At 64.5% G+C, this 25,043-nt stretch carries 17 protein-coding genes; 9 read left to right on the forward strand and 8 right to left on the reverse strand.

The features are described 5' to 3' along the window. Window positions 1–25: 25 nt before the first annotated feature. From HB630_RS16665 to HB630_RS16675, 3 genes are read right to left on the reverse strand one after another with little or no spacing between them, the layout of a single operon-like run. Window positions 26–769 carry an ABC transporter ATP-binding protein gene (locus HB630_RS16665; RefSeq protein WP_213773362.1) on the reverse strand — a complete coding sequence of 248 codons (744 nt, stop codon included), beginning with the start codon at window positions 767–769 and terminating at the stop codon, window positions 26–28. Continuing rightward, on the reverse strand, window positions 766–2,535 hold the full coding sequence (locus tag HB630_RS16670) for a branched-chain amino acid ABC transporter ATP-binding protein/permease (protein ID WP_213773363.1): 1,770 nt from the start codon (window positions 2,533–2,535) through the stop codon (window positions 766–768). Before HB630_RS16670 ends, HB630_RS16665 begins: the two co-directional genes overlap by 4 nt. A 5-nt stretch (window positions 2,536–2,540) precedes the next feature. Beyond that, on the reverse strand, window positions 2,541–3,581 hold the full coding sequence (locus tag HB630_RS16675; RefSeq protein WP_213773364.1) for a branched-chain amino acid ABC transporter permease: 1,041 nt from the start codon (window positions 3,579–3,581) through the stop codon (window positions 2,541–2,543). A 190-nt stretch (window positions 3,582–3,771) separates the two neighbouring features. On the opposite strand from HB630_RS16675, the gene HB630_RS16680 reads away from it, so the two are divergent. Beyond that, window positions 3,772–4,293, forward strand: coding sequence for a MarR family transcriptional regulator (locus HB630_RS16680; protein WP_213773365.1), 522 nt, complete (start codon window positions 3,772–3,774; stop codon window positions 4,291–4,293). A gap of 142 nt (window positions 4,294–4,435) precedes the next feature. Here the strand turns inward: HB630_RS16680 and HB630_RS16685 are convergent, their stop codons facing one another. Together HB630_RS16685 and HB630_RS16690 are read right to left on the reverse strand one after the other, a co-directional pair. After that, entirely contained in the window at window positions 4,436–5,728 is a 1,293-nt protein-coding gene (locus HB630_RS16685; protein ID WP_213773366.1) for a glycerate kinase, read from the reverse strand. A 326-nt stretch (window positions 5,729–6,054) separates the two neighbouring features. After that, complete coding sequence (locus HB630_RS16690; RefSeq protein WP_213773367.1) at window positions 6,055–6,945, reverse strand: IclR family transcriptional regulator; 891 nt, start codon at window positions 6,943–6,945, stop codon at window positions 6,055–6,057. A 122-nt stretch (window positions 6,946–7,067) separates the two neighbouring features. Between HB630_RS16690 and HB630_RS16695 the strand changes: the two genes are divergently transcribed. The 7 genes from HB630_RS16695 (at window position 7,068) to glpK (ending at window position 17,719) form a co-directional block, all read left to right on the forward strand. After that, on the forward strand, window positions 7,068–9,161 hold the full coding sequence (locus HB630_RS16695; protein WP_213773368.1) for a 3-hydroxyacyl-CoA dehydrogenase NAD-binding domain-containing protein: 2,094 nt from the start codon (window positions 7,068–7,070) through the stop codon (window positions 9,159–9,161). Between the two features lie 174 nt (window positions 9,162–9,335). Continuing rightward, window positions 9,336–11,027, forward strand: a complete 1,692-nt coding sequence (gene pimA / locus HB630_RS16700) for a dicarboxylate--CoA ligase PimA (protein ID WP_213773369.1) — start codon at window positions 9,336–9,338, stop codon at window positions 11,025–11,027. Then, a complete protein-coding gene (locus tag HB630_RS16705) occupies window positions 11,024–12,211 on the forward strand; it encodes an acetyl-CoA C-acyltransferase (RefSeq protein WP_213773370.1) in 1,188 nt (395 codons plus the stop codon). The genes pimA and HB630_RS16705 overlap by 4 nt, the downstream gene beginning before the upstream one ends. Window positions 12,212–12,430: 219 nt before the next feature. Further along, complete coding sequence (gene pimC, locus HB630_RS16710; protein ID WP_213773371.1) at window positions 12,431–13,621, forward strand: pimeloyl-CoA dehydrogenase large subunit; 1,191 nt, start codon at window positions 12,431–12,433, stop codon at window positions 13,619–13,621. A 150-nt stretch (window positions 13,622–13,771) separates the two neighbouring features. Next, complete coding sequence (pimD, locus tag HB630_RS16715; RefSeq protein ID WP_213773372.1) at window positions 13,772–14,914, forward strand: pimeloyl-CoA dehydrogenase small subunit; 1,143 nt, start codon at window positions 13,772–13,774, stop codon at window positions 14,912–14,914. 285 nt (window positions 14,915–15,199) lie between these two features. Continuing rightward, complete coding sequence (locus HB630_RS16720; RefSeq protein WP_213773373.1) at window positions 15,200–15,973, forward strand: SDR family oxidoreductase; 774 nt, start codon at window positions 15,200–15,202, stop codon at window positions 15,971–15,973. Window positions 15,974–16,213: 240 nt separating this feature from the next. Next, the gene (glpK, locus tag HB630_RS16725; RefSeq protein ID WP_213773374.1) at window positions 16,214–17,719 is read left to right on the forward strand and encodes a glycerol kinase GlpK; all 1,506 of its coding nucleotides are present in this window, start codon (window positions 16,214–16,216) and stop codon (window positions 17,717–17,719) included. 691 nt (window positions 17,720–18,410) lie between these two features. Here glpK and HB630_RS16730 read toward each other — a convergent pair. From HB630_RS16730 to metF, 3 genes are read right to left on the reverse strand one after another with little or no spacing between them, the layout of a single operon-like run. Next, complete coding sequence (locus HB630_RS16730; protein WP_213773375.1) at window positions 18,411–18,746, reverse strand: GIY-YIG nuclease family protein; 336 nt, start codon at window positions 18,744–18,746, stop codon at window positions 18,411–18,413. A 44-nt stretch (window positions 18,747–18,790) separates the two neighbouring features. Continuing rightward, window positions 18,791–22,684, reverse strand: coding sequence for a methionine synthase (metH, locus tag HB630_RS16735; RefSeq protein WP_213773376.1), 3,894 nt, complete (start codon window positions 22,682–22,684; stop codon window positions 18,791–18,793). A 3-nt stretch (window positions 22,685–22,687) separates the two neighbouring features. Beyond that, complete coding sequence (gene metF / locus HB630_RS16740; RefSeq protein WP_213773377.1) at window positions 22,688–23,593, reverse strand: methylenetetrahydrofolate reductase [NAD(P)H]; 906 nt, start codon at window positions 23,591–23,593, stop codon at window positions 22,688–22,690. Between the two features lie 400 nt (window positions 23,594–23,993). Between metF and HB630_RS16745 the strand changes: the two genes are divergently transcribed. Beyond that, window positions 23,994–25,013 carry an LLM class flavin-dependent oxidoreductase gene (locus HB630_RS16745; protein ID WP_213773378.1) on the forward strand — a complete coding sequence of 340 codons (1,020 nt, stop codon included), beginning with the start codon at window positions 23,994–23,996 and terminating at the stop codon, window positions 25,011–25,013. The last annotated feature ends 30 nt before the right edge of the window (window positions 25,014–25,043 follow it).

Consider the following 25,043-nt stretch of genomic DNA (forward strand, 5'->3'; position numbering starts at 1 on the left):
GCGTAGTATAAATGCAAGCGGCGATCTAAACCGGGCTTTCGCCCTCGTGCTGGAAGCCGAGATAGCTGGCGGCGACGCGCTGGTTGGCGGCGATCTCGCCGGCCGGTCCGTTCAGGATGAATTCGCCGAGCTCCATCACATAGGCGCGGTCGGCGATTTGCAGGGCGGCTTGCGCGTTCTGCTCGACCAGCAGCACCGAGACGCCGCTGGCGCGCAACTCGCCGATGATGCGGAAAATATCCGCGACGATGATCGGGGCCAGGCCCAGGCTCGGCTCGTCCAGCATCAACAGCTTGGGCGCGCCCATCAAGGCGCGGCCCATCGCCAGCATCTGCTGCTCGCCGCCCGACAGCGTGCCGGCGAACTGCTTGCGCCGCTCCTTCAGCCGCGGAAACAGGCTATAGACCCGCTCGAACGAGGCTGCGTTGGCGGCCTTCGTCATCCGGAATCCGCCGAGCTTGAGATTGTCCTCGACATTCATGGTGGCGAACAATTCGCGATGTTCCGGCACCAGGCTCAGGCCGGCCGCGACGCGATCCTCGATATCGAGCCGCGCCATGTCCTCGCCCGCGAACAGGGTGCGGCCTTTCAGCGGCAGGATGCCCATGATGGCGTTGAGCAGCGTGGTCTTGCCGGCGCCATTGGCGCCGACGATGGTGACGATCTCGTTTTCGGCGACGTGGAGCGAGACCGCGCGGACGGCTTCGACCTTGCCATAGGCGACATGGACGTCGGCGACCTCGAGCAGCGCATTCCCGTCAGGATTCATGCGACCGCTCCGAGATAGGCCTTGATGACATCGGGATGGGCCTTGATATCGGCCGGCGTGCCTTCGGCGATCTTGGTGCCGAAATCCAGCACCACGATGCGGTCCGCGAGGTTCATTACAAATCCCATGTCATGTTCGACCAGCAGCACCGACATGCCGCCGTCGCGCAATTGACGCAGCAGTGCCGCGAGCTGCTGCTTTTCCATATGCCGCAATCCGGCGGCGGGCTCGTCGAGCAGCAGCAGGATCGGATCGACGCACAGCGCCCGCGCGATCTCGACGATGCGCTGCTGGCCGAGCGAGAGATTGCCGGCGAGCTGGTCGATCTGGTCGCCGAGACCGACGCGCTCGATCTGGCGCGCGGCTTCCGCCAGCAGCCTTGCTTCATCGGCGCGGTCGAGCCGCAACAGGCTGGAGACCGCGCCGGCATGGCCGCGCAGATGGGCGCCGATCGCGACATTCTCCAGCACGGTCATGTCGGGCACCAGCTTGACGTGCTGGAAGGTGCGGGCGACGCCGAGCTTCACCACTTCCTGCGGGGGCGCATTGTGGATGTCCTTGCCGAGCACCGAGATCCGTCCGCCCGAGGAAGTGAGCACGCCGGTGACGAGATTGAAGGTCGTGCTTTTGCCGGCGCCGTTCGGTCCGATCAGCGCGACGATCTCGCGGGCATGCACGTCGAACGAAACATTGTTGACCGCGACCACGCCGCCGAATTGCTTGCGCGCGTTGTCGATCCGAAGCAGCACCGCCGCCGTTGCCGCGGCCTGCGGCCGCGCCGGCAAGGTCAGCGAGGTGTCCGGCCGTTTGCGGCCGGGTTTGCCGGGCAAGCGCGCCGTCAGCCACGGCCACACGCCGGTCGGCGCCAGTTGCAGCAGCATGACCAGCAGGATGCCGAACACGATGGTCTCGAGCTGGCCCTCGCCGTGAAACAGATAGGGCAGGTAACTCTGCAGGATCTCCTTCAGGATGACGACGATGGCGGCGCCCAGCACGCCGCCCCAGACGTAACCGGCGCCGCCGACCACGGCGATGAAAAGATATTCGATGCCGGCCTGCACCCCGAACGGCGTCGGATTCACGGTGCGTTCGAAATGCGCATAGAGCCAGCCGGAGAGGCCGGCCAGCACTGCCGCATGGATGAAGACCAGAAGCTTGGCGCGCGGCGTGTGGATGCCAAAGGCTTCGGCGGCGACGTGGCCGCGCCGCAGCGCGCGGATGGCGCGGCCGGTGCGCGAGTCCAGAAGGTTCACGGTGAGCAGCGCGCTGAGCAGCACCGCGATCCAGATCGCGAAATAGATCGTGCCGGGATCGATCATTTTGAGCGAGCCGATCGACAGCGGCGGTACGCCGGAAATCCCGTCATTGCGGCCGAGGAATTCGAGCTTGCTGAACAGGTAGAACAGGCCGATGCCCCAGGCCAGCGTGCCGAGCGGCAAATAATGGCCCGACAGCCGCACCGTGATCAGCCCGAGTACGACCGCGGCGATGCCGCTGACGATGAGGGAGAGCGGCAGGCTCAGCCACGGCGACAATCCGTAAGCCGTGGTCAGCACCGCCGTGGTGTAGGCGCCGAAGCCGCAAAACGCGGCCTGGCCGAACGAGGTGAGGCCGCCGACGCCGGTCAGCAGCACCAGCCCCATCGCCACCAGCGCGGAGAGCCCGATATTGTCCAGCAGCGCGATCCAGAACGGCGGCATGCCCGGAATGAACGGGATCGCCGCCATCACCAGCGCGAACAGAAAGATCGGCAATCGTTCCGCCATCGCGGTCAATCCTTGTCTTCCTCGACCGCGGGCGCCGCGAGCGAGCGCAGCACCAGCACCGGGATGATCAGCGTGAACACGATGACCTCCTTGAAATTGCTGGCGCTGAACGAGGAGAAGGATTCGACGAGTCCGACGAAAAGCGCCGCGATCGCGGTCAAGGGGTAGCTGACGAGGCCGCCGATGATGCCGGCCACGAAACCTTTCAGGCCGATCAGGAATCCGGTGTCGTAATAAAGCGTCGTGATCGGCACGATCAGGATTCCCGAGATCGCCCCGATCATCGCGGCCATCAGGAAAGCGATCTGTCCGGCGAGCGAGGTCCGGATGCCGACGAGGCGGGCGCCGAGGCGGTTGACGGCGGTGGCGCGCAGCGCCTTGCCGGTCAGCGTGGTGCCGAAAAACAGCCACAGCCCGATCATGAGCGCCGCCGTGATGACGTAGACCGCGATGCTCTGGCCGGTGAAGCGCAGCGGCCCGACGGTGAATGAGGCGGTCGAAAGCGGTGGCGCGCGCTGGCCTTCGGCGCCGAAAAACACCAGGCCGAAGCCCTGCATGGCGAGATGGCAGCCGACGGAAGCGATCAGCAGCACCAGCACCGAGGCCTGCGCGATCGGCTGAAACGCGATGCGGTAGAGAAACAGGCCGATCACGGCCACGATCATGAGCGACAGCGCGATGTTGATCGCGATGCCGCTTGGGTGGCCGGCCGTCCATGAGGTCAGCGCGAGGACGATCGACGGCAGGATGATGTTGACCGCGACCGCGCGCCCGACCAGCCTGCGATGCAGCGACCGGCGGCCGGCATAGAGGTCGAGGCAGAACGCCACGACGCCCATCGCCACCGCCAGCCGCGCGGTGCCCGGAACGTGGCCTGATGACAGCGAGGCATAGGTGAGCGCGCCATAGGTGACGAATTCGCCCTGCGGAATCAGGATCACGCGCGTCACCGCGAACACCAGCACCAGCGCCAGCCCGAGCAGCGCATAGATCGCGCCGTTGGTGATGCCGTCCTGCACCAGGAACAGCATGATCGTCGTGTTCAAGACCGGGCGCTCCCCCTACAGACCCCAAACCGGTCGCGCGCCGACAGGGCTGTCCGGCGGACCGATGACAGCAGTTGAAGCATGCTGCCGGCATTTGGTATGGTGGATAACAATTATCAATTATAATCTCAAGCTCCGCGCCCCTCGCGGCAGCGCCGTTTCAACTTACAGGGATTGCGGGCCGCGAGCGATGACTGTTTCCAGACCCGCCGTCCCCGCCAGGCCACCGCGTCTCGCCCGCAAGGAACGGATCAAGCAACAGGCCGCGGCCGAAACGCCCGCGCTGCAGATGGGCGAATTGTCCGAACTGCTCGGCTACTCGCTGAAGCGTGCGCAGCTCAGGATATTCGAGGATTTCCTGCGTTGCGTCGCGCCGCTGCAACTGACGCCGGCGCAATTCTCGGTGCTGTTGCTGGTCGACCGCAATCCCGGACGCAACCAGACCGAGATCGCCAGCACGCTCGGCATCCTCAGACCGAATTTCGTGGCGATGCTCGACAGCCTGGAAAGCCGCGACCTCTGCGCGCGGATCCGTTCCACCAGCGACCGGCGTTCCCATATTCTCGTCCTCACCGACAAGGGCCGCGCGGTGCTGGCCCGCGCCAAGAAACTCGTCGCCGCCAAGCACGAAGCGCGCCTCAATGAATTGCTCGGCTCTGCTAACCGCGCCGCGCTGCTCGCGATGTTGGCGAAAATCGCAAACGAGTTTTGAGCTCGTCCTGCACACGCCGTCATGCCGGGATGCGCCGCCAGGCGCAGACCCGGAATCTCGAGTTCGTGGCGCGAGATTCCCCGATGCGCAATTGCGCATCCGAGGTCTGGCGCTTACGCACCATCCCGGAATGACGGCGAATTTAGTCCACCAAGATCACCCTGATGTCGTTGACATTGGTCAGGGTCGGGCCGGTCAGCAACAGATCGCCGGTCGCCGCGAAAAAAGCGGTGGCGTCGTTGTTGGCGAGATAAGCTCCGGGCTCGAGGCCAAGCGACTTCATCTTGTCGAAGGTTGTTTGATCGATCATTGCGCCGGCCGGATCGGTCGCATTGCCGGCGCCGCCATCGGCGCCGTCGGTGTCGGCCGCCAGCGCCGACAGGCCGGGCGTCTGGTTGAGCAGGCCGGCCAGCGCCAGCGCATATTCCTGGTTGGGGCCGCCGTGGCCGTTGCCGCGCACGGTCACGGTGAGTTCGCCGCCCGACAGGATCGCGACGCGCTTGCCTTTGGCGTGCGCGTCGAGCGCCAGCCGCGCGTGACCGGCTGCGACGTCGCGCGCTTCGCCTTCGAGATCGGCGCCGAGATCGATGATTTCGTAGCCGGCGTCCCTCGCCAGCTTGATTGCGGCATCGAGCGACGCCCTCGGTCTGGCGATCAGCTCGAACCGGGCGCGGGCAAAAGCGGGATCGCCGGGCTTGCAGCTTTCGTTATGGACATCGTCGAGCGCGCGGCGGACGGCGTCGTCGATCTTGAGGTCATATTTGGCGACGATGGCGCGGGCATCGGCCAGCGTGGTCGGATCCGGCACCGTCGGTCCCGACGCGATCGCCGACGGATCGTCATGCGGAACGTCCGAGATCGCCAGCGTGACGATCTCGGCGCGTTGGCCGGCGCGCGCCAGCCGGCCGCCCTTGATCCGCGACAAATGCTTGCGCACGGTGTTGACCTCGCCGATCGGCGCGCCCGAGCGCAACAGCGCGCGCGTCACCTGCTGTTTCTGCGCGAAGCTGATGCCTTCGACCGGCGCGATCCAGTTGGCCGAGCCGCCGCCCGTGAGCAGCACCAGCAGCAGATCGTCGGCCCCGGCGCTTTGCGCCAGCTTCAACGTGTCCTCCGCGCCTTTCAGTCCGGCCTCGTCGGGCACGGGATGGCCGGCTTCGACCACCTTGATCCGCCGTGTCGGCAGGCCGTGGCCGTGCCGGGTGGTGGCGATGCCCACCAGCCGCGACGGATCGAGTTTGCATTCATCGAGATAATAACGTTCGGCGGCGACGGCCATCGCGGCGGCGCCTTTGCCGGCGGCCAAGCAGATCACGCGGCCCGTCAGGTTTCCCTTGCGCAGCGGGCGCAGATGCGCGGCGAGCACGACGTCGGGGTGGGCGGCGGCAACGGCGGCGTCGAAGAGGGCGCGCAGGAAAGGGCGTCGGTCGGTCATCGCTTCACGGAATTTGAGCGGAAATTAAAGAGACGCCGGTTATCCATCCAATTGAAGCAAAAGAAAACCCCTGTAGCGGAAGCGATCACCGCCGTCGCGAGGGTGGCGATTGCCGCAGGCCGGCAGCATCGCGATCCGGAAGATGATGGAATTCTTCGCGAACGGCCGGCAAGAGGATCAACAGCGCCGATCACGACACCGACGTCGCACATCGCGAGCGGGGGGCTGTCCCTGCGGACCTCCGCCTGCGTCATTGTGTTCCGCCAGGAGGTCTCGTCAGGCCGGAATAACCACGCGAAGCTGCCCGCAAATCATCCCGATACGGGCTATCTGATCTCCTCGACCATGCGCGCAGCTTTTCCTCCCGGTTTCATCCTCTTGCTTTCTTCTTTTTTGATGGGGGCTGGCTTTATGTGTGGTTGCGACACGGTCGCGCCACCGAGCGCCGCTTCGATCTTTCTTACCATCGCCACCAGACGGGGCCCAATATCGCGGCGCAACCGGTCTTCCGTGAAGCGGAACGCGGGCGCGCCGCAATTGAAGGCGTAAGGGCCGGTTCCGTCATTGAGATTCAGGGCGACGCCGACCGCATGCACGTCGACCTGCCACTCGCCGGCCGAGATCGCGAAACCATGCCGCGCCACGGTTTCGCCGGAACGCTCGATACCGTCACGCATCTTGGACCAGCGGCTGCCATAATGGTCGCGGAGTTCGCGTAACAAAGAGGCACGCTCGTCTTCGGGCAGTGCCCAGATATACGCCCGGCCCATCGCGGTGGTCGCTATCGGAATCCGCGAGCCGACATCCAGCTGGACGCCGAGCGTCAATCCGTTGCGGCTCTGGCCGAAGTAAACCATGCTGAGACGGTCGCGGCCGCCGACCGCCACCGCGCCTTCGGTCGCGCGCATGACCTCCTCGCGATAGGGTTCGGACAAATGCCGAACGCCGAGATTGGCAAGCGCCGCGTAGCCGAGCGCCATCGCCGCCGGCGCAAGTTGATATTTCTCGAACCGCGGGACTGGCGTAAGGTATCCCAGTTTGGTCAACGTATAGGTCAGCCGTGAAACGGTCGGCTTCGGTAATTTCGTGCGGGCCGCAATCTCCTGATTGCCAAGAAGCCCGTCATTGGGGTGGAATGCGCGCAACACATCGAGACCGCGGGCGAGCGCGACGACGAAGCTGCGATCGGTCGCCACTTTCTTGCCTGGACGTTTCATCGATTGCGGTTGTGCGAGCCTCGTTGACAAGGGACGTGCTTCAAAATAACCCTCCGTGTCAAGATGTGGAATTAAATTCCGCAGTGCGAAATTGATAAGAACAAGTATCCAAGGAGATTGCCGTGAGCGAAGTGGTCAAGCTTGAGCGTCATGATGTCGTCGCCATCGTCACGGTCGACAATCCGCCGGTCAACGCATCGAGCGCCGCGGTGCGCGGCGGCATCCTGGAATGCATCAAGAGCGCGATCGCCGATCCCGAAGTCAAGGCGATCGTCCTGACCTGCGCCGGCCGCACTTTCATCGCCGGCGCCGACATCACCGAATTCGGCAAGCCGCCGAAGCCTCCGATTCTCAACGACGTGCTCGCCGTGATCGAGAGCAGCCCGAAGCCGGTCGTCGCGGCGATCCACGGCACCGCGCTCGGCGGCGGTCTGGAAGTGACGCTGGCCTGCCACTTCCGCGTCGCCACCAAGGACGCCAGGCTTGGCCTGCCGGAAGTGAAGCTCGGCCTGTTGCCGGGCGCCGGCGGCACGCAGCGCCTGCCGCGCGCGGTGGGACCCGAGCTCGCGGTCAAGATGATCGTCGGCGGCGATCCGATCAGCGCCCCCGAGGCGCTCAAGAACGGCCTGATCGAGGAGATCGTCGAGGATCCGGCCGTCGGCGGCGAGGCGTTCGCCCGCAAGGTGCTGGCCGAGAAGCGCCCGTTGCACAAATTGCGCGATGACAACGCCAAGCTGGCCGCCGCCAAGGCCGACCGCTCGATCTTTACCAACGCGGTCGCCGCCATGACGAAACGGGCGCGCGGGCTGGAAGCGCCGTTCGTTGCGGCCGACGCGGTCGGCTACGCCATCGATCTGCCGTTCGACGAGGGTCTGAAGAAGGAGCGCGAGAGCTTCCTTAAACTGGTCGCGAGCGATCAGTCGAAGGCGCAGCGTTACGCGTTCTTCGCCGAGCGCGAGGCGGCCAAGGTTTCGGGCGTGCCCGCAGGCACCAAGCCGCGCGCCATCGAGCGCGTCGCCATTATCGGCGCCGGCACCATGGGCGGCGGCATCGCGATGTCGTTCGCCAATGCCGGGATTCCCGTGACTTTGATCGAGACCGGCGAGGAGCAGCTCAAGCGCGGCCTCGGCGTGATGCAGAAGAATTACGAGGCCACCGCCGCGCGCGGCGGCATCCCGGCGGATGCGCCGGCCAAGCGCATGGGCCTGATCAAGGGCGTGGTCGGGCTGGAGAACGTGAAAGACGCCGATCTCGTCATCGAAGCCGTGTTCGAGACCATGGCGGTGAAGAAGGAAGTGTTCGGAGCGATCGATAAATACGCCAAGCCGGGCGCGGTGCTCGCTTCCAACACCTCCTATCTCAACATCAACGACATCGCCAAGGAGACCTCGCGCCCACAGGATGTGCTGGGCATGCACTTCTTCAGCCCGGCCAATGTGATGAAGCTGTGCGAGATCGTGCGCGCGGAAAAGACCGCGCCGGACGCGCTGATGACGGCGGTTTCGATCGCACGCAAGATTGCAAAGGTGCCGGCCGTGGTCGGCGTCTGCGACGGTTTCGTCGGCAACCGGATGCTGTCGCAGCGCGGCAAGCAGGCGGAAAAGCTGCTGTTCGAAGGCGCGCTGCCGCAGCAGGTCGACGCCGTCGTGACCAAATTCGGCATGCCGATGGGGCCGTTCGCGATGGGCGATCTCGCCGGTCTCGATATCGGCTGGCGTTCGCGCAAGGACCGCGGCATCAGGGCGGAAATCGCGGACGCGCTGTGCGAGGCCGGCCGCCTCGGCCAGAAGACCGGCAAGGGCTACTACAAATATGAAGGCGGCTCGCGCGCGCCGCTGCCCGATCCCGAGGTCGAGAAGCTGATCGACGAAACCCTGCAGCGGCTCGGACGCAAGCGCCGCGTGGTTTCCGATGACGAGATCCTCGAACGCATGATGTATCCGATGATCAACGAGGGCGCGCGGATCCTCGAAGAGGGCATCGCGGCGCGCCCGAGCGACATCGACGTGGTCTGGCTCTATGGCTATGGCTGGCCGATCTATCGCGGCGGCCCGATGTTCTGGGCCGACCAGGTCGGGCTGAAGCAGATCGCCGATCGGCTGGCCTATTACGCCAAGGAGACCAACGATCCGAGCCTGGAGCCCGCGCCGCTGCTGAAGCGCCTCGCCGCCGAAGGCAAGACCTTCGCGTCGCTGACGGCGTCGAAGGCAGGTTGATGCCATTGGAAATGATGTCGTGTCTCCGCGCTCCATCTTACCTCTCCCACGCGGAGAGGTCGGATCGCTTTTGCGATCCGGGTGAGGGGGGACAGCATACCGATAGACCGTACCCCCTCACCCCAACCCTCTCCCCACGGGAGAGGGGGCTCACCGAACCCTGAGACCCTGAAGATGCATCCCGGCGAACAATTCTATCCGGAAGGCGTCCATTGGGACGATCCGATCGCGCGTGGCACGTTGCCCGATCTGCTGTCGAAGGCGGCGGCCGATTTCGGTTCGCGCACCGCGATCGAATTCCGCGACCGTCCGGTCAGCTTCGTCGAGCTGGAAGCGATGGTCGAGACGGCGGCCGCCGCGTTCCTGCGCGCCGGCTACGGCAAGGACAGTTCGGTCGCGCTGTTCCTCGGCAACACGCCGGATCATCCGGTCAATTTCTTCGGCGCGCTCAAGGCCGGCGCCCGCGTGGTGCATCTATCGCCGCTCGACGGCGAGATCGCGCTGTCGCACAAGCTCACCGATTCCGGCGCGCGCGTGCTCGTCACCAGCAATCTCTCGGCGCTGTTGCCGACCGCGCTGAAATTCCTCGACAAGGGCTTGATCGATCGCCTGATCGTCTGTGAGGACGACCGCTGGGGCAAGGTCGGCACCCCGCAAGCGCCGCTGCCGGATCATCCTGCGGTCGTCACCTGCGGGCAATTCGTCGATGGCGCGGTGAAGCCCAAGCAATGGCCCGCGATCAATGCCGATGATGTCGCGGTGCTGCAATATACCGGCGGCACCACCGGTCTTCCCAAAGGCGCCATGCTCAGCCACGGCAATTTGACGTCGGCGGTGTCGATCTACGAGGTCTGGGGCCGGCCGGTGCGGGCCAGGCGCGATGCGATCGAGCGCGTGATCTGCGTGCTGCCGCTGTTTCATATCTACGCGCTGACCGTGGTCCTGCTCTCCAACCTCGAGCGCGGCAATCTGATCTCGCTGCACCAGCGCTTCGACGTTGAGGCGGTGATGCGCGACATCGAGGTCAAGCGCGCGACCGTATTCCCCGGCGTGCCGACGATGTGGATCGCGATCGCGAACCTGCCCGATCTCGACAGGCGCGACCTGTCGTCGCTGGTGAGTTGCGGTTCGGGTGGCGCGCCGCTGCCGGTCGAAGTGGCGCGAATCTTCGAGCGCAAGGTAGGCCAGAAGCTGAAGAGCGGCTGGGGCATGACCGAAACCTGTTCGCCCGGCACCAGCCATCCGCTGGAGGGACCGGACAAGCCGGGCTCGATCGGGCTGATGCTGCCGGGTATCGAGCTGGATGTGGTCTCGCTGGACGACCCGAAGCAGGTGATGCCGGTCGGCGAGGTCGGCGAAATCCGCATTCGCGGCCCCAACGTGACCAAAGGCTACTGGAACAAGCCGAAGGAAACCGCGGAAGCCTTTGTCGGCGACCGCTTCCTGACCGGCGATATCGGCTACATGGACAGCGACGGCTATTTCTATCTGGTCGATCGCAAGAAGGACATGATCATCTCCGGCGGCTTCAACGTCTACCCGCAGATGATCGAGCAGGCGATCTACATGCATCCCTCCGTCCAGGAAGTGATCGTGATCGGAATCCCTGACGACTATCGCGGCGAGGCGGCAAAGGCCTTCATCAAGCTGCGCGATGGCGCGAAGCCATTCACTTTGGAAGAGCTGCGCGCGTTCCTGGCCGGCAAGCTCGGCAAGCATGAGCTGCCCGCCGCGCTCGACTTCGTCGACGAATTGCCGCGCACGCCGGTCGGCAAGCTGTCGCGCCACGAGCTGCGCAACCAGCAGAAATCTTCACCGCAAACCGCATCACCCAAACAACAACTCGCAACAGGAGGCCGCCCGTGACCGACGCCGTCATCGTTTCCACCGCCCGAACCCCGATCGGCAAGGCCTATCGCGGCGCGCTCAACGCCACCGAAGGCGCGACCCTGCTTGGCCATGCGATCGGCGAAGCGGTCGCCCGCGCCAAGGTGGACCCCAAGGAAATCGAGGACGTGGTGATGGGCGCGGCGTTGCAGCAGGGCTCAACCGGCGGCAACCTCGCGCGCAAGGCGCTTTTGCGCGCGGGGCTTCCGGTGACGGTGGCCGGCACCACGATCGACCGGCAATGCGCCTCGGGCCTGCAGGCGATCGCGCTCGCCGCGCGTTCGGTGCTGTTCGACGGCGTCGGGATCGCGGTCGGCGGCGGCGGCGAATCCATCAGCCTGGTGCAGAACGATCACGCCAACACGTTCCACGCCCAGGATCCGGCGCTGTTGAAGATCAAGGGCGAGGTCTACATGCCGATGATCGACACCGCCGAGGTGGTGGCCAAGCGCTACAACATCTCGCGCGAACGGCAGGACGAATATTCGCTGGAGAGCCAGCGCCGCACCGCGGCCGCCCAGCAGGGCGGCAGGTTCAACGACGAAATCGCCCCGATCACCACGAAAATGGGCGTCACCGACAAGGCGACCGGCGAAGTCACCTTCAAGGACATCACGCTGTCAAAGGACGAAGGCCCGCGCCCCGAGACCTCTGCCGAAGGGCTTGCCGGCCTGAAGCCGGTGCGCGGCGACGGGTTCACCATCACCGCCGGCAACGCCAGCCAGCTCTCGGACGGCGCCAGCGCGACGGTGATCATGAGCGACAAGGAAGCCGCCAAGCGCGGCCTGAAGCCGCTCGGCATCTTCCGCGGTTTTGTCGCCGCCGGCTGCGAGCCGGACGAGATGGGCATCGGGCCGGTGTTCGCGGTGCCGCGTCTGCTCAAGCGCCACGGCCTCAAGGTCGACGACATCGACCTCTGGGAATTGAACGAGGCCTTCGCGGTGCAGGTGCTCTATTGCCGCGACAAGCTCGGCATCGATCCGGAGAAGATCAATGTCGACGGCGGCGCGATCGCGGTCGGCCATCCCTACGGCATGTCGGGCGCGCGGCTGACCGGCCATGCCCTAATCGAAGGCCGCCGCCGCAAGGCGAAATACGCGGTCGTCACCATGTGCGTCGGCGGCGGCATGGGCGCGGCCGGTTTGTTCGAGGTGGTGCATTGAATTGAGATGTAGCCGCAAACGCGGTCTCGACCTCTCCCGCGGGGAGAGGTCGGATCGCTCCTGGCGATGCGTTAGCATCGTCCAGTGCGATCCGGGTGAGGGCTTACGTTTCCTCGTTAGACCGTAACCTCTCAGCCCAGCCCTCTCCCAAAAGGAGAGGGAGCGCGCTTGCGCTGTGGATATATCGTTTGATCTGAAATTCGCTCACAGGAGGATCCGATGGATCTCAGCTTCAGCAAGGAAGAGGTGGCGTTTCGCGAGGAAGTGCGGGCGTTCTTCCGTGACAACGTGCCGCCGGAGACCCGGCGCAAGATGGTCGAGGGCCGGCATCTCTCCAAGGACGAGATGGTGACCTGGTGGCGGATCCTGAACAAGAAGGGCTGGGGCGTCTCGCACTGGCCGAAGGAATATGGCGGCACCGGCTGGAGCAGCGTCCAGCACTACATCTTCAACGAGGAACTGCAAGCCCATCCGGCGCCGCAGCCGCTGGCCTTCGGCGTCAGCATGGTCGGCCCGGTGATCTACACATTCGGCAACGAGGCGCAGAAGAAGCAGTATCTGCCGCGCATCGCCAGTGTCGACGACTGGTGGTGCCAGGGCTTTTCGGAGCCCGGCTCCGGCTCCGACCTCGCCTCGCTCAAGACCAAGGCCGAGCGCAAGGGCGACAAATACATCATCAACGGCCAGAAGACCTGGACCACGCTGGCGCAATATGCCGACATGATCTTCTGCCTGTGCCGCACCGATCCCGCCGCCAAGAAGCAGATGGGCATCTCCTTCATCGTGTTCAGCATGAAGTCGAAAGGCGTCACGGTGCGCCCGATCCAGACCATCGACGGCGGCCACGAGGTCAACGAAGTATTCTTCGACGATGTCGAGGTGCCGGTTGAGAATCTGATCGGCGAAGAGAACAAGGGCTGGGATTACGCCAAATTCCTGCTCGGCAATGAGCGCACCGGCATCGCCCGCGTCGGCGTTTCCAAGGAGCGGATTCGCCGCATTCGGGAACTTGCCTCCAAGGTCGAGTCCGGCGGCAAGCCGGTGCTGCAGGACCAGGGTTTCCGCGAGCGGCTCGCCGCGGTCGAGATCGAATTGAAGGCGCTGGAGTTGACGCAACTGCGCGTCGTCGCCGACGAAGGCAAGCACGGCAAGGGCAAGCCCAACCCGGCGTCCTCGGTGCTGAAGATCAAGGGCTCGGAAATCCAGCAGGCCACCACCGAACTGCTGATGGAAGTGATTGGCCCGTTCGCCGCGCCCTATGACGAGCATGGCGACGACGGCTCCAACGAGGCGATGGATTGGACCGCGCAGATCGCGCCGAGCTATTTCAACAACCGCAAGGTCTCGATCTACGGCGGCTCCAACGAGATCCAGCGCAACATCATCACCAAGGCGGTGCTGGGGTTGTGATCGTCATTCCGGGGCATCGCGTAGCGATGAACCCGGAATGACGCAGTCGTAGCAAACATGGATTCCGGGTTCACGCTTGCGCGTGCCCCGGAATGACAAACTGGTTGGTCCGGACCGGGGAAAGCGCCTCGGAATATTGAGGAAACAAAAATGGATTTTGATCTGTCCGAGGAGCAGCGGCTGCTCAAGGAAAGCGTCGATGGTCTGTTGACCGATGCCTACGATTTCGAGCAGCGCAAGAAATACATGGCGGAGAAGGGCGGCTGGAGCAAAGCCGTCTGGAGCAAGCTGGCCGAGCAGGGTCTGCTCGGCCTGCCGTTTACGGAATCCGACGGCGGCTTCGGCGCCGGCGGCGTCGAGACCATGATCGTGATGGAGGCGCTGGGCAAGGCGCTGGTGCTGGAGCCTTATCTCGCGACGGTGGTGATCGGCGGCGGCTTCCTGCGCCACGGCGGCTCGGCCGGGCAGAAGGCCGCGCATATTTCCGGCATCATCGACGGCAGCAAGACCTTCGCCTTCGCGCAGCTCGAGAAGAATTCACGCTACGATCTGTTCGACGTCGCGACCACGGCCAAGAAGAAGGGGGCGGGCTGGATCATCGACGGCGAGAAATTCGTCGTGCTCAACGGCGAGAACGCCGACACGCTGATCGTGACCGCGCGAACCGCGGGCGGCCAGCGCGACAGGAGCGGCATCGGCGTATTTCTGGTGCCCGGCAACGCCAAGGGCATCGCGAAAAAAGCCTATCCGACCCAGGACGGCCTGCACGCCGCCGATATCACCTTTACCGGCGTCGAGGTCGGCGCTGACGCCGTGATCGGCGATCCCGAAAATGGCCTCGCCCTGATCGAGCGGGTTGTCGACGAAGCCCGCACCGCGCTCTGCGCCGAGGCCGTCGGCGCGATGGATGAATCGCTGAAGACGACGGTGGAATATCTGAAAACCCGCAAGCAGTTCGGGGTGCCGATCGGCAGCTTCCAGACCCTGCAGCACCGCGCCGCCGACATGTTCGTCGCGCTCGAACAGGCCCGCAGCATGTCGATGTTCGCCACCATGGCCTCCGAGTTCGACGACGCCAAAGAGCGCGCTACCGCGATCGCGGCCGCCAAGGTGCAGGTCGGCAAGTCGCTGAAATTCGTCGGCCAGCAGTCGATCCAGCTTCACGGCGGCATCGGCATGACCATGGAGGCCAAGATCGGCCATTACTTCAAGCGGCTGACCATGATCGAGAACACCTTTGGCGATACCGACTACCATCTGCGCCGCGTCACCGACCAGGGCGGGCTGGTGTAGTCCCGTCATTCCGGGGTGATGCGAAGCATCGAACGACGATGTGCAATTTCACGTCGGAGAATCTCGAAGTTCCCCGATGCGCAATTGCGCATCGGAGGTCTGGTCCTTCGGACCATCCCGGAATGACGAAACAGAGAGCCAGCTTGGAAACGTGTGCAGCCATACACTTCTTGTCATTGCCGGGCTTGACCCGGCAATCCATCATTTTTGAAAAGATAGATGCGCGGGTCAAGCCCGCGCATGACGAGTGATTGCAGGGGCAGGACAGGAATCAGGGAGAGAAAAATGAAAAACACCCCGTTCGATCTTACCGGCAAAGTCGCCGTCGTCACCGGCTCCAGCCGCGGCATCGGCCGATCCTCCGCCGAGCTGCTGGCAAAGCTCGGCGCGAAAGTCGTGATCTCCAGCCGCAAGGCCGATGCCTGCCAGGAAGTCGCCGACGGCATCACCAAGGCCGGCGGCGACGCCCATGTCATCGCCTGCAACATCTCGCGCCGCGCCGAGGTCGAGGCGCTGATCGCGGGCGCGACCAAGCATTACGGCAAGGTCGACATCCTGGTCTGCAACGCCGCGGTCAATCCCTATTACGGCCCGCTGCTCGACATCACGGACGAAGCCTTCGACAAGATCATGGGCTCGAACGTCAAGAGCAACATCTGGCTGTGCTCGCTGGCGATCCCGCAGATGGCCGCGCGCGGCGGCGGTTCGGTCGTCATCATCTCCTCGATCGGCGGCCTTCGCGGTTCGACGGTGATCGGCGCCTACGGGATTTCCAAGGCGGCGGATTTCTCGCTGTGCCGCAGCCTCGCCGGCGAGTGGGGCCCGAAGGGCGTGCGCGTCAATTGCGTGGCGCCGGGCCTGGTCAAGACCGATTTCGCCCGCGCGCTGTGGGAGGACGAGGAGCGCTTGAAGCAGCGCTGCGCCACCACGCCCTTGCGGCGGATCGGCGAGCCCGACGAGATCGCCGGCGCGGTGGCCTATCTCGCCTCCGACGCCTCGACCTTCATGACCGGCCAGACCATCGTGGTCGACGGCGGCGTGACCACCGCGTCGGCGTGAGTTTCCTGCCGCAATTGATCCACATGTCGTCCCGGCCTTGAGCCGGGACCCATACCGCGTTGTGCTCCCGGTTGAAGCGATGTGGTCGACGTTCTTCGCAGCATGAACGTCCGTGGCTATGGGGCCCTGCTTTCGCAGGGACGAGCACTGCCGACTTGACCTTCACCTCCTGATCCGGTTGCCTTGCGCAACCAACATCGTGGGACGCAACGCCAGGAACAACGCCAGAGAACCAACACCATGTCTTTCGTGCTGGCCATCGATCAGGGCACCACGTCCTCGCGCGCCATCGTGTTCCGCTCCGACATCTCGATCGCCGCGTCGGCGCAGGCGGAATTGCCGCAGCATTTTCCGGCCTCCGGCTGGGTCGAGCACGAGCCGGAGGACATCTGGACCTCGACGCTCGCGACCTGCCGCGAGGCGCTGAACCAGGCGAACCTCACCGCCAGGGATATCGCCGCGATCGGCATCACCAACCAGCGCGAGACCGCAATGGTCTGGGACCGCGCCACCGGCCAGGCCGTACATCGCGCCATCGTCTGGCAGGACCGCCGCACCGCCGATCTCTGTGCGAGACTGAAGAGCGAAGGCCACGAGCCGATCATCTCGGCCAGGACCGGTCTGATCGTCGATCCGTATTTCTCCGGCACCAAAGTCGCCTGGATCCTCGATCATGTGCCCGGCGCACGGGCGCGCGCGGAGCGCGGCGAACTTCTGTTCGGCACCGTCGATTGCTACCTGTTGTGGCGGCTCACCGGCGGCAAGGTGCATGCGACCGACGCCACCAACGCCTCGCGCACCCTGCTGTTCGACATCCACACCGGGGCGTGGGACGATGAACTGCTGGACATCCTGCGGGTGCCGCGCTCGATGCTGCCGGAGGTCAAGGATTCCTCGCACCATTTCGGTGACAGCGTGCCCGAATTGTTCGGCGGCGCCATCGCGATATCAGGCATCGCCGGCGACCAGCAGGCGGCCACCATCGGCCAGGCCTGCTTTACGCCCGGCATGATCAAATCGACCTACGGCACCGGCTGCTTTGCGCTGCTCAACACCGGCGCGACGCCGGTCGTCTCGAACAACAAGCTGCTCACCACCATCGCCTATCAGCTGAACGGCCAGCGCACCTACGCGCTGGAAGGCTCGATCTTCGTCGCCGGCTCCGCGGTGCAATGGCTGCGCGACGGCCTCGGCGTCATCGGGCAGGCCTCCGAGACCGGCCCGCTCGCCGAGCAATCCGATTCCAGCCAAAGCGTCTATCTGGTGCCGGCCTTCGTCGGTTTGGGCGCGCCCTACTGGAATCCCCGCGTGCGCGGCGCGCTGTTCGGGTTGACGCGCAACACCGGCCCGGCCGAACTGGCGTATGCCGCGCTGGAAAGCGTCTGCTACCAGACCTTCGATCTGTGGGCCGCGATGCGCGCCGACTGGCCGGAGGCCGACGCCGCCAACGTTGTGCTGCGCGTCGACGGCGGCATGACGGCGTCGGACTGGACCTTGCAGCGCCTCGCGGATCTGCTCGACGCGCCGGTCGACCGCCCGACGATCCAGGAAACCACCGCGTTAGGGGCCGCCTATCTCGCGGGGTTGAGTGCCGGCATCTATCCCGAACCGTCAAAGTTTGCCGACAACTGGCGGCTCGAACACCGCTTCAAGCCCAACATGAGCCAGGCCACGCGCGAGCGGAAGCTGGCGGGCTGGGCGCGCGCGGTGAGGGGCGTGTTGGCGAGCGATGAGGGGGAGGGATAGTTGCCGCTGTTGCCGCGTGCAGGAGTTGTCATGCCCGGACCTGATCCGGGCATCCAGCTTCACAAGAATCTTCGTGAAAGATGGATCGCCGGGTCAAGCCCGGCAATGACGAGTTGAAAATGTGGCGAAGACGCTCCCGACTGGCCGGTATGATTCCCTCCTGTCCAGTGCGCCCATGCAAAATTTTTCGCTTCACCGTCCGCTAAAATCACCCGCATAGCCATTCCATTCCGTCCCGAACGAGGGGCGTTTCGCGATCGTCACGGACGTTGGGCACGGAATGCGATGGACGCGGCGGCGCGCAAGACGAAGCGCGCGGACGCGGACGGCGAAGTCGTGTGGTCCTGACGCCCCGACGCTGGCGTCAAGTCGGCGGAGTGATCCGCTGGCGACGGTGGCAAGAAAGCCCGGTCACCGGGGAGAGCGCGAAGGAAACCGTTAAAACCATTGCGCGGGGAATGCCGGACGTTTCCGGCGTGACCGTGGTGACTAACGCGTGTGCTTTCTACCACTACACACGCGGCTGCGGACGCGTCGAGCGTCCGGCATTCCCTGCGCCCTCGTTTTTGAGGGGCGATGTCGATGCAGAATCCGGGCGCGTCGCGCCGCGGGAATGTGGAAGTGTGTCTTTCGGCTGTTTTAAATGTACAAAGGCCCGTCATGGCCGGGCTTGTCCCGGCCATCCACGTCGTCACTTTGTGCAAGCATCGTAAAGATCGTCCCAATCTGGATTTGTCGCGACGATCAAACGGACCTTCCAAGCGCGGGACCAATGCTTGATATTGTGCTCGCGCTGGATTGCATCCCGAATGTTCTCAAATCTCTCGAAATAAACGAGTCGCTTCAATCCATATCGTCGGGTGAAGCCTTCGACGAAGCCGGAACGATGCTCGAATACGCGGCGGACGAGGTCATTTGTCACGCCTACGTAGAGAGTGCCGTTCGGACGATTTGTCAGAATGTAAACGTACCCGCCTGTCATGCGGAGATATTGCAAGACGTGGATGGCCGGGACAAGCCCGGCCATGACGGTTGAGGAGATTCGGTATCAACGGTTGACGAGATCTGGTATCAGCCCGCCCTTGCCGCCTTCTTGCGATAGGCCAGATGCACCGCGCAGTTGCAGCCCGGCGGATGCGAGGATAATTCCTTGCCTGCAACGTCGTTGGCGGGCGGAGTCGTTGTTGGCGCCAGTGTCGGCATCGCCTCTCTCACCGCGCGATCCTGGGCCGATTGATCCTGCGCGGGGATATAGTTCAAGACCGGCGCCAGCCAGCGTTCGGTCTCGGCGACGCTCATGCCCTTGCGCGCGGCGTAATCCTCGACCTGGTCGCGCTCGATCTTGCCGACGCCGAAATAATAGCTGTCGGGATGGCTGAAATAGAGCCCGGAGACCGAGGAGCCCGGCCACATCGCATAGCTTTCGGTCAGTTTCACACCGGCGGTGTTCTCGGCGTCGAGCAGCGCGAACAGCGTCGCCTTTTCGGTGTGGTCGGGCTGCGCGGGATAGCCGGGCGCGGGGCGGATGCCCTGATATTCTTCCAGGATCAGTTGCCCGGGCGTGAGCGCCTCATCCGGCGCGTAGCCCCAGAATTCGCGGCGTACCCGCGCATGCATCCGCTCGGCGAAGGCCTCGGCGAGGCGATCCGCCAGCGCCTTGCACAGGATCGAGGAGTAATCGTCATTGGCGTTCTTGAAGCGGTCGGCGATGATGTCCTCGCCGATCCCGGCGGTGACCACGAAGGCGCCGATATAATCCGGCATGCCGGACGTGGCGGGCGCGATGAAATCCGACAGCGCGGCGTTGAAGCGGCCCTCGCGCTTCTCCAGCTGCTGGCGCAGCGTGTGCAAGGTCGCGATCTTTTGTTTCCGCGTGTCATCGGCATAGACGGCGATGTCGTCGCCTTCGGCATTGGCGGGCCAGAAGCCGATCGTCGCCTGCGCCTTGAACCATTTTTCCTTGACGATGCGGTCCAGCATCTTGCGGGCGTCGTCATAGAGCGAGCGCGCGACGTCGCCGATCTTGGGATCGTCGAGAATGGCCGGAAAGCGCCCGGTCAGTTCCCAGGTCTGGAAGAACGGCGTCCAGTCGATGTAGTCGGCCAGTTCGGCGAGGTCGTATTCCCTGAAGGTCTTGATGCCGAGGAAGGCGGGCTTCTTAGGCGGCGTCTTGGTAAAATCGAGTTTTGGCGCGTTGGCGCGGGCATCGGTCAGTTTCAGCCGCTTCTTGTCGGCCTGGGCGCGGAAATGCGCCGCGGAGATCTTGGCGTAGTCGGCGCGGATGTCGGCGGCATAGGCATCGCGCCGGTCGGGCGACAGCAGCGAGGAGGCGACACCGACGGCGCGGCTGGCGTCGTTGACATGCACCACCGGGCCGTTGCGGTAGTTCGGGTCGATCTTCACGGCCGTATGGACGCGGCTGGTGGTGGCGCCGCCGATCAGAAGCGGCACGTTCATGCCTTCGCGCTGCAACTCGCCGGCCAGGAAGCTCATCTCGTCGAGCGAGGGCGTGATCAGGCCGGAAAGCCCGATGATATCGGCGCCCTCACGCTTCGCGGTTTCGATGATCTTGGCCGCCGGCACCATGACGCCGAGGTCGATCACCTCGAAATTGTTACATTGCAGCACGATGCCGACGATGTTCTTGCCGATGTCATGCACGTCGCCCTTGACGGTGGCGAGCACGATCCTGCCGGCGGAGCTGCGGCCGTCGCCGGCCACGCCGTTGGCGAGGTTGCGCGCCTTCTCCTCTTCCATGAACGGCATCAGATAGGCCACCGCCTGCTTCATCACCCGCGCCGATTTCACCACCTGCGGCAGGAACATCTTGCCGTCGCCGAAGAGGTCGCCGACCACGTTCATGCCGGCCATCAGCGGTCCCTCGATCACGTCGAGCGGACGTGTCGAGAGCTTGCGCGCCTCCTCGGTGTCGGCGTCGATATATTCGGTGATGCCGTGTACCAGCGCATGGGACAGCCGCTTGTCGACCGGCCATTCGCGCCAGGCGAGATCCTGTTCCCTGGCCTGCCTCTCCTTGCCGCGGAATTTTTCCGCCAGCGCCAGCAGGCGCTCGGACGCGCCCGGATCGCGGTTGAGGATGACGTCCTCGCACGTTTGGCGCAGCTCGGGATCGATGTCGTCATAGACGATCATCTGCCCGGCATTGACGATGCCCATGTCCATGCCGGCCTTGATGGCGTGATACAGGAACACCGAATGCATCGCCTCGCGCACCGGCTCATTGCCGCGGAACGAAAACGAGAGGTTGGAGACGCCGCCGGAAATATGCGCGTGCGGCAGGTTCTGGCGGATCCAGCGCGTCGCCTCGATGAAATCGACGCCGTAATTGTTGTGTTCCTCGATGCCGGTCGCGATCGCGAAGATGTTCGGGTCGAAGATGATGTCCTCGGGCGGGAAGTCGAGCCGGTTGACCAGGATATCGTAGGCGCGCTTGCAGATATCGGTCTTGCGGGCGAACGTATCGGCCTGGCCGGCTTCGTCGAACGCCATCACCACCACGGCGGCGCCGTGACGGCGCGCGATCCGGGCTTCGTTGATGAATTTCTCCTCGCCTTCCTTCATCGAGATCGAATTGACGACCGGCTTGCCCTGGATGCATTTCAACCCGGCTTCGATCACGACGAATTTCGAGGAGTCGACCATCACCGGAACGCGGGCGATATCCGGCTCGGCGGCGATCAAATTGAGGAACGTCACCATCGCCGCTTCCGAGTCCAGAAGTCCCTCGTCCATGTTGACGTCGATGATCTGGGCGCCGTTCTCGACCTGGTCGCGCGCCACCTGGAGCGCCGCGGTGTAATCGCCCGCGGTGATCAGCTTGCGGAATTTGGCCGAGCCGGTGACGTTGGTGCGCTCGCCGACATTGACGAAGGGAATGTCCGCCGTCAGCGCAAAGGGTTCGAGGCCCGACAGCCGCAGCCGCGGCTCGATCGCGGGGATCGTGCGCGGCCGGTGCGGCGCGACGGCAGCCGCGATCGCCGCGATATGGTCGGGCGTGGTGCCGCAGCAGCCGCCGACGATGTTGACAAGACCGGCACTGGCGAACTCGCCGATCAGCCGCGCCATATATTCCGGGCTCTCGTCGTACTGGCCGAATTCGTTGGGCAGGCCGGCATTCGGATAGGCGCAGACCAGCGTATCGGCGACGCGGCCGATATCGGCGATATGGGCGCGCAAATCCTCCGCGCCGAGCGCACAGTTGAAGCCGATGGTGATCGGCTTGGCATGCCGCACCGAATTCCAGAACGCCTCGGGCAATTGACCCGAGAGCAGTCGGCCGGATTTGTCGGTGATGGTGCCGGAAATCATCACGGGCACATCGATGCCGCGCGCTTCCGCGATTTCGGCGATGGCGTAGAGCGCCGCCTTGGCGTTCAGCGTGTCGAAGATGGTTTCGACCAGCAACAGGTCGGCGCCGCCGTCCAGGAGTCCGTTGATCTGCTCGCCATAGGCCTTGCGCAGGTCGTCGAAGGTGACGGCGCGGTAGCCGGGGTTGGCCACGTCTGGCGAGATCGAGGCGGTGCGGTTGGTCGGTCCGATCGCGCCGACGACGAAGCGCGGTTTGCCATCCTCGGCGGCGACGCGCTCGGCGGCGTTGCGGGCGAGCCTCGCGCCTTCGCGATTGAGTTCATAGGCGAGGTCCGACATGTCGTAGTCGGCCTGCGCGATCGAGGTCGAGGAGAAGGTGTTGGTGGCGACGATGTCGGCGCCGGCGCGCAGATAAGCGGCGTGGATGTTCTCGATCGCTTGCGGCTGGGTCAGGATCAGCAGATCGTTGTTGCCCCTGACGTCGCGATGAAAGTCCTTGAAGCGCTCGCCGCGAAACGCTGCCTCGTCGAATTGCAGCCCCTGGATCATGGTGCCCATGGCGCCGTCGAGCACCAGGATGCGCTCGCGGGCAGCGGCGAGCAGGGCGGTACGCTTGAGCGAAACGGGTGTGGTCATCGATCAGGCGGCTTTCTGTGCGCCCTGCGGGCGGATGCCGAGCAGATGGCTGATGGCGAACACGAGGTCCGCGCGGTTCATGGTGTAGAAATGAAAGGTATCGACGCCGTGCTTGGCGAGTTTCTGCACCTGGCCGGCGGCAACCGCCGCCGCCACCAGCCTGCGGGTCTCGGGGTCGTCGTCGAGGCCGTCGAACTTGCTGGCCAGCCAAGCCGGCATGCTGGCGCCGGCGCGCTTGGCGAAATTCGCGGTCTGCTTGAAATTCTGCACCGGCAGGATGCCCGGCACGATCGGAATTTCGATGCCGCGGGCGCGGACCCGGTCGAGGTAGCGGAAATACAGGTCGTTATCGAAGAAGAATTGCGTGATCGCGCGCGTCGCGCCGGCATCGACCTTGGCCTTGAGCATGTCGAGATCGGCCTCGAAGCTGGCACTTTCGGGGTGCTTCTCCGGATAGGCCGACACCGTCACCTCGATATCGCCATGGCGGCGCTTGATCGAGGCGACCAGATCGGCCGAGCTCTTGTAGCCTTGCGGATGCGGGGCGTAGACGCCGCCGATGCCGCTGGTGGGATCGCCGCGCAGCGCGACGATATGGCGGACGCCGGCCTCGTGATAGCGCGCCACCACGTCATCGACGTCGGCGCGGGGCGCATCGACGCAGGTGAGGTGGGCGGCCGGGGTCAGGCTGGTCTCGGCCAGGATCCGGGTGATGGTGGAATGGGTGCGCTCGCGGGTCGAGCCGCCGGCGCCATAGGTCACCGAAACGAATTTGGGGGCGAGCGGCGCCAGCCGGCTGATGGTCTCCCACAGGCTGCGCTCCATCTCGTCGGTTTTCGGCGGAAAGAACTCAAACGAGATCGCGGGCGTGTGGGGCGCATTGGGCGCGGAAGGCGTCGTCTCGGTCATGGTCCCACAAGCTCCCTTGAAGCTTCCCTTGCCGGTCCGGGAATTGGATTTCAGCAGCACCCGCACAAACTAAGCCAGATCGGGCGAATCAAACAGCCCATCGGGGATGGGAAATTGCCCAATTTATGCAATAAGATTTCGATTTAAGGCGCAAATTAAAGATTAGTGGGCAAGATGAGTTTAGGAGACCAATCCAAAAACATAGGTATTTTTATGATAAATGCTATACAGGCATTAAAAATGTCCGTCCCGCTCGGTGGGCAGGATGATGATATTGGATTTCACAATACATTCATCCCAATGAAAGCGTTCCGACAACGATTCCCTGAGCGTTCGCCGTGCGTCTGATCTGCGCGATCGCACTCTTTGTGGAACGGCCGGGGCACATTAGGTTGAAGCCATGACCCCGCTCTCCGTCCTCGATCTTTCCGTCGTCACCACCGGCACCAAGCCCGCCACGGCGCTGCGCAACAGCATCGATCTGGCGCGCCATGTCGACCGGCTCGGCTACACCCGTTATTGGCTGGCCGAACACCATAACCTCGCCTCCGTGGCGAGCCCCGCGCCCGACCTGATGATTGGGCAGATCGCGGCGGTAACCAGCCACATCCGGGTCGGCTCCGGCGGCGTGATGCTGCCGAACCATGCGCCGCTGGTGGTGGCCGAGCGCTTCAAGATGCTGGAGGCGCTGTTTCCGGGCCGGATCGATCTCGGCATCGGCCGCGCGCCGGGCACCGACGGCGCCACGGCCCATGCGCTGCGCAGCCGGCTCGATCGCCGCGAAGGCGACGACTTTCTCGAGCGGCTGCATGAATTGACCTTGTGGGAAACCCGCGATTTTCCCGCCAACCATCCCTATAACAAGGTGGTGGCGATGCCCGACGACGTGCCGCTGCCGCCGATCTGGCTGCTTGGTTCCAGCGATTACAGTTCGGAACTGGCCGCACAGGTCGGGATGGGTTTTGCGTTCGCGCATCATTTCGCGTCGTTTGATGCGATCACGGCGCTGACCAATTATCGCCGGCACTTCAAGCCGTCGGGCTGGCGTTCGACGCCCTATGCGATCCTCGCCGTCGCCGTGGTCGCCGCCGAAACCGATGCGGAAGCCGAGCGGCTGGCGTCCTCGATGGATCTCAACCGGCTTCGCCGCGATCGCGGCGAATATTCGCCGCTGGCAAGCGTCGAGGAGGCGCTGGCCTATCCCTACACCGACGCCGAGCGCACCGCGATCGCGCGCAACCGCTCGCGGCTATTCGTCGGCAGTCCGGCCACCGTGACGGCGAAGCTGGAACCGATGATTGCGGCGAGCGAGGCGGACGAACTGATGGTCATCACCGCGGTCTACAACCACGAAGCGCGCAAGAAATCCTACAGCCTGCTGGCGGAAGCATTCGGGCTGGGAAAGCAGGCGGCGGCTTAGATCCTCGGAAAGGCGCTCGCCGAGGTTGCT

Source organism: Bradyrhizobium sp. dw_78, from assembly GCF_018449525.1.
Classification (GTDB): Bacteria; Pseudomonadota; Alphaproteobacteria; order Rhizobiales; family Xanthobacteraceae; genus Bradyrhizobium.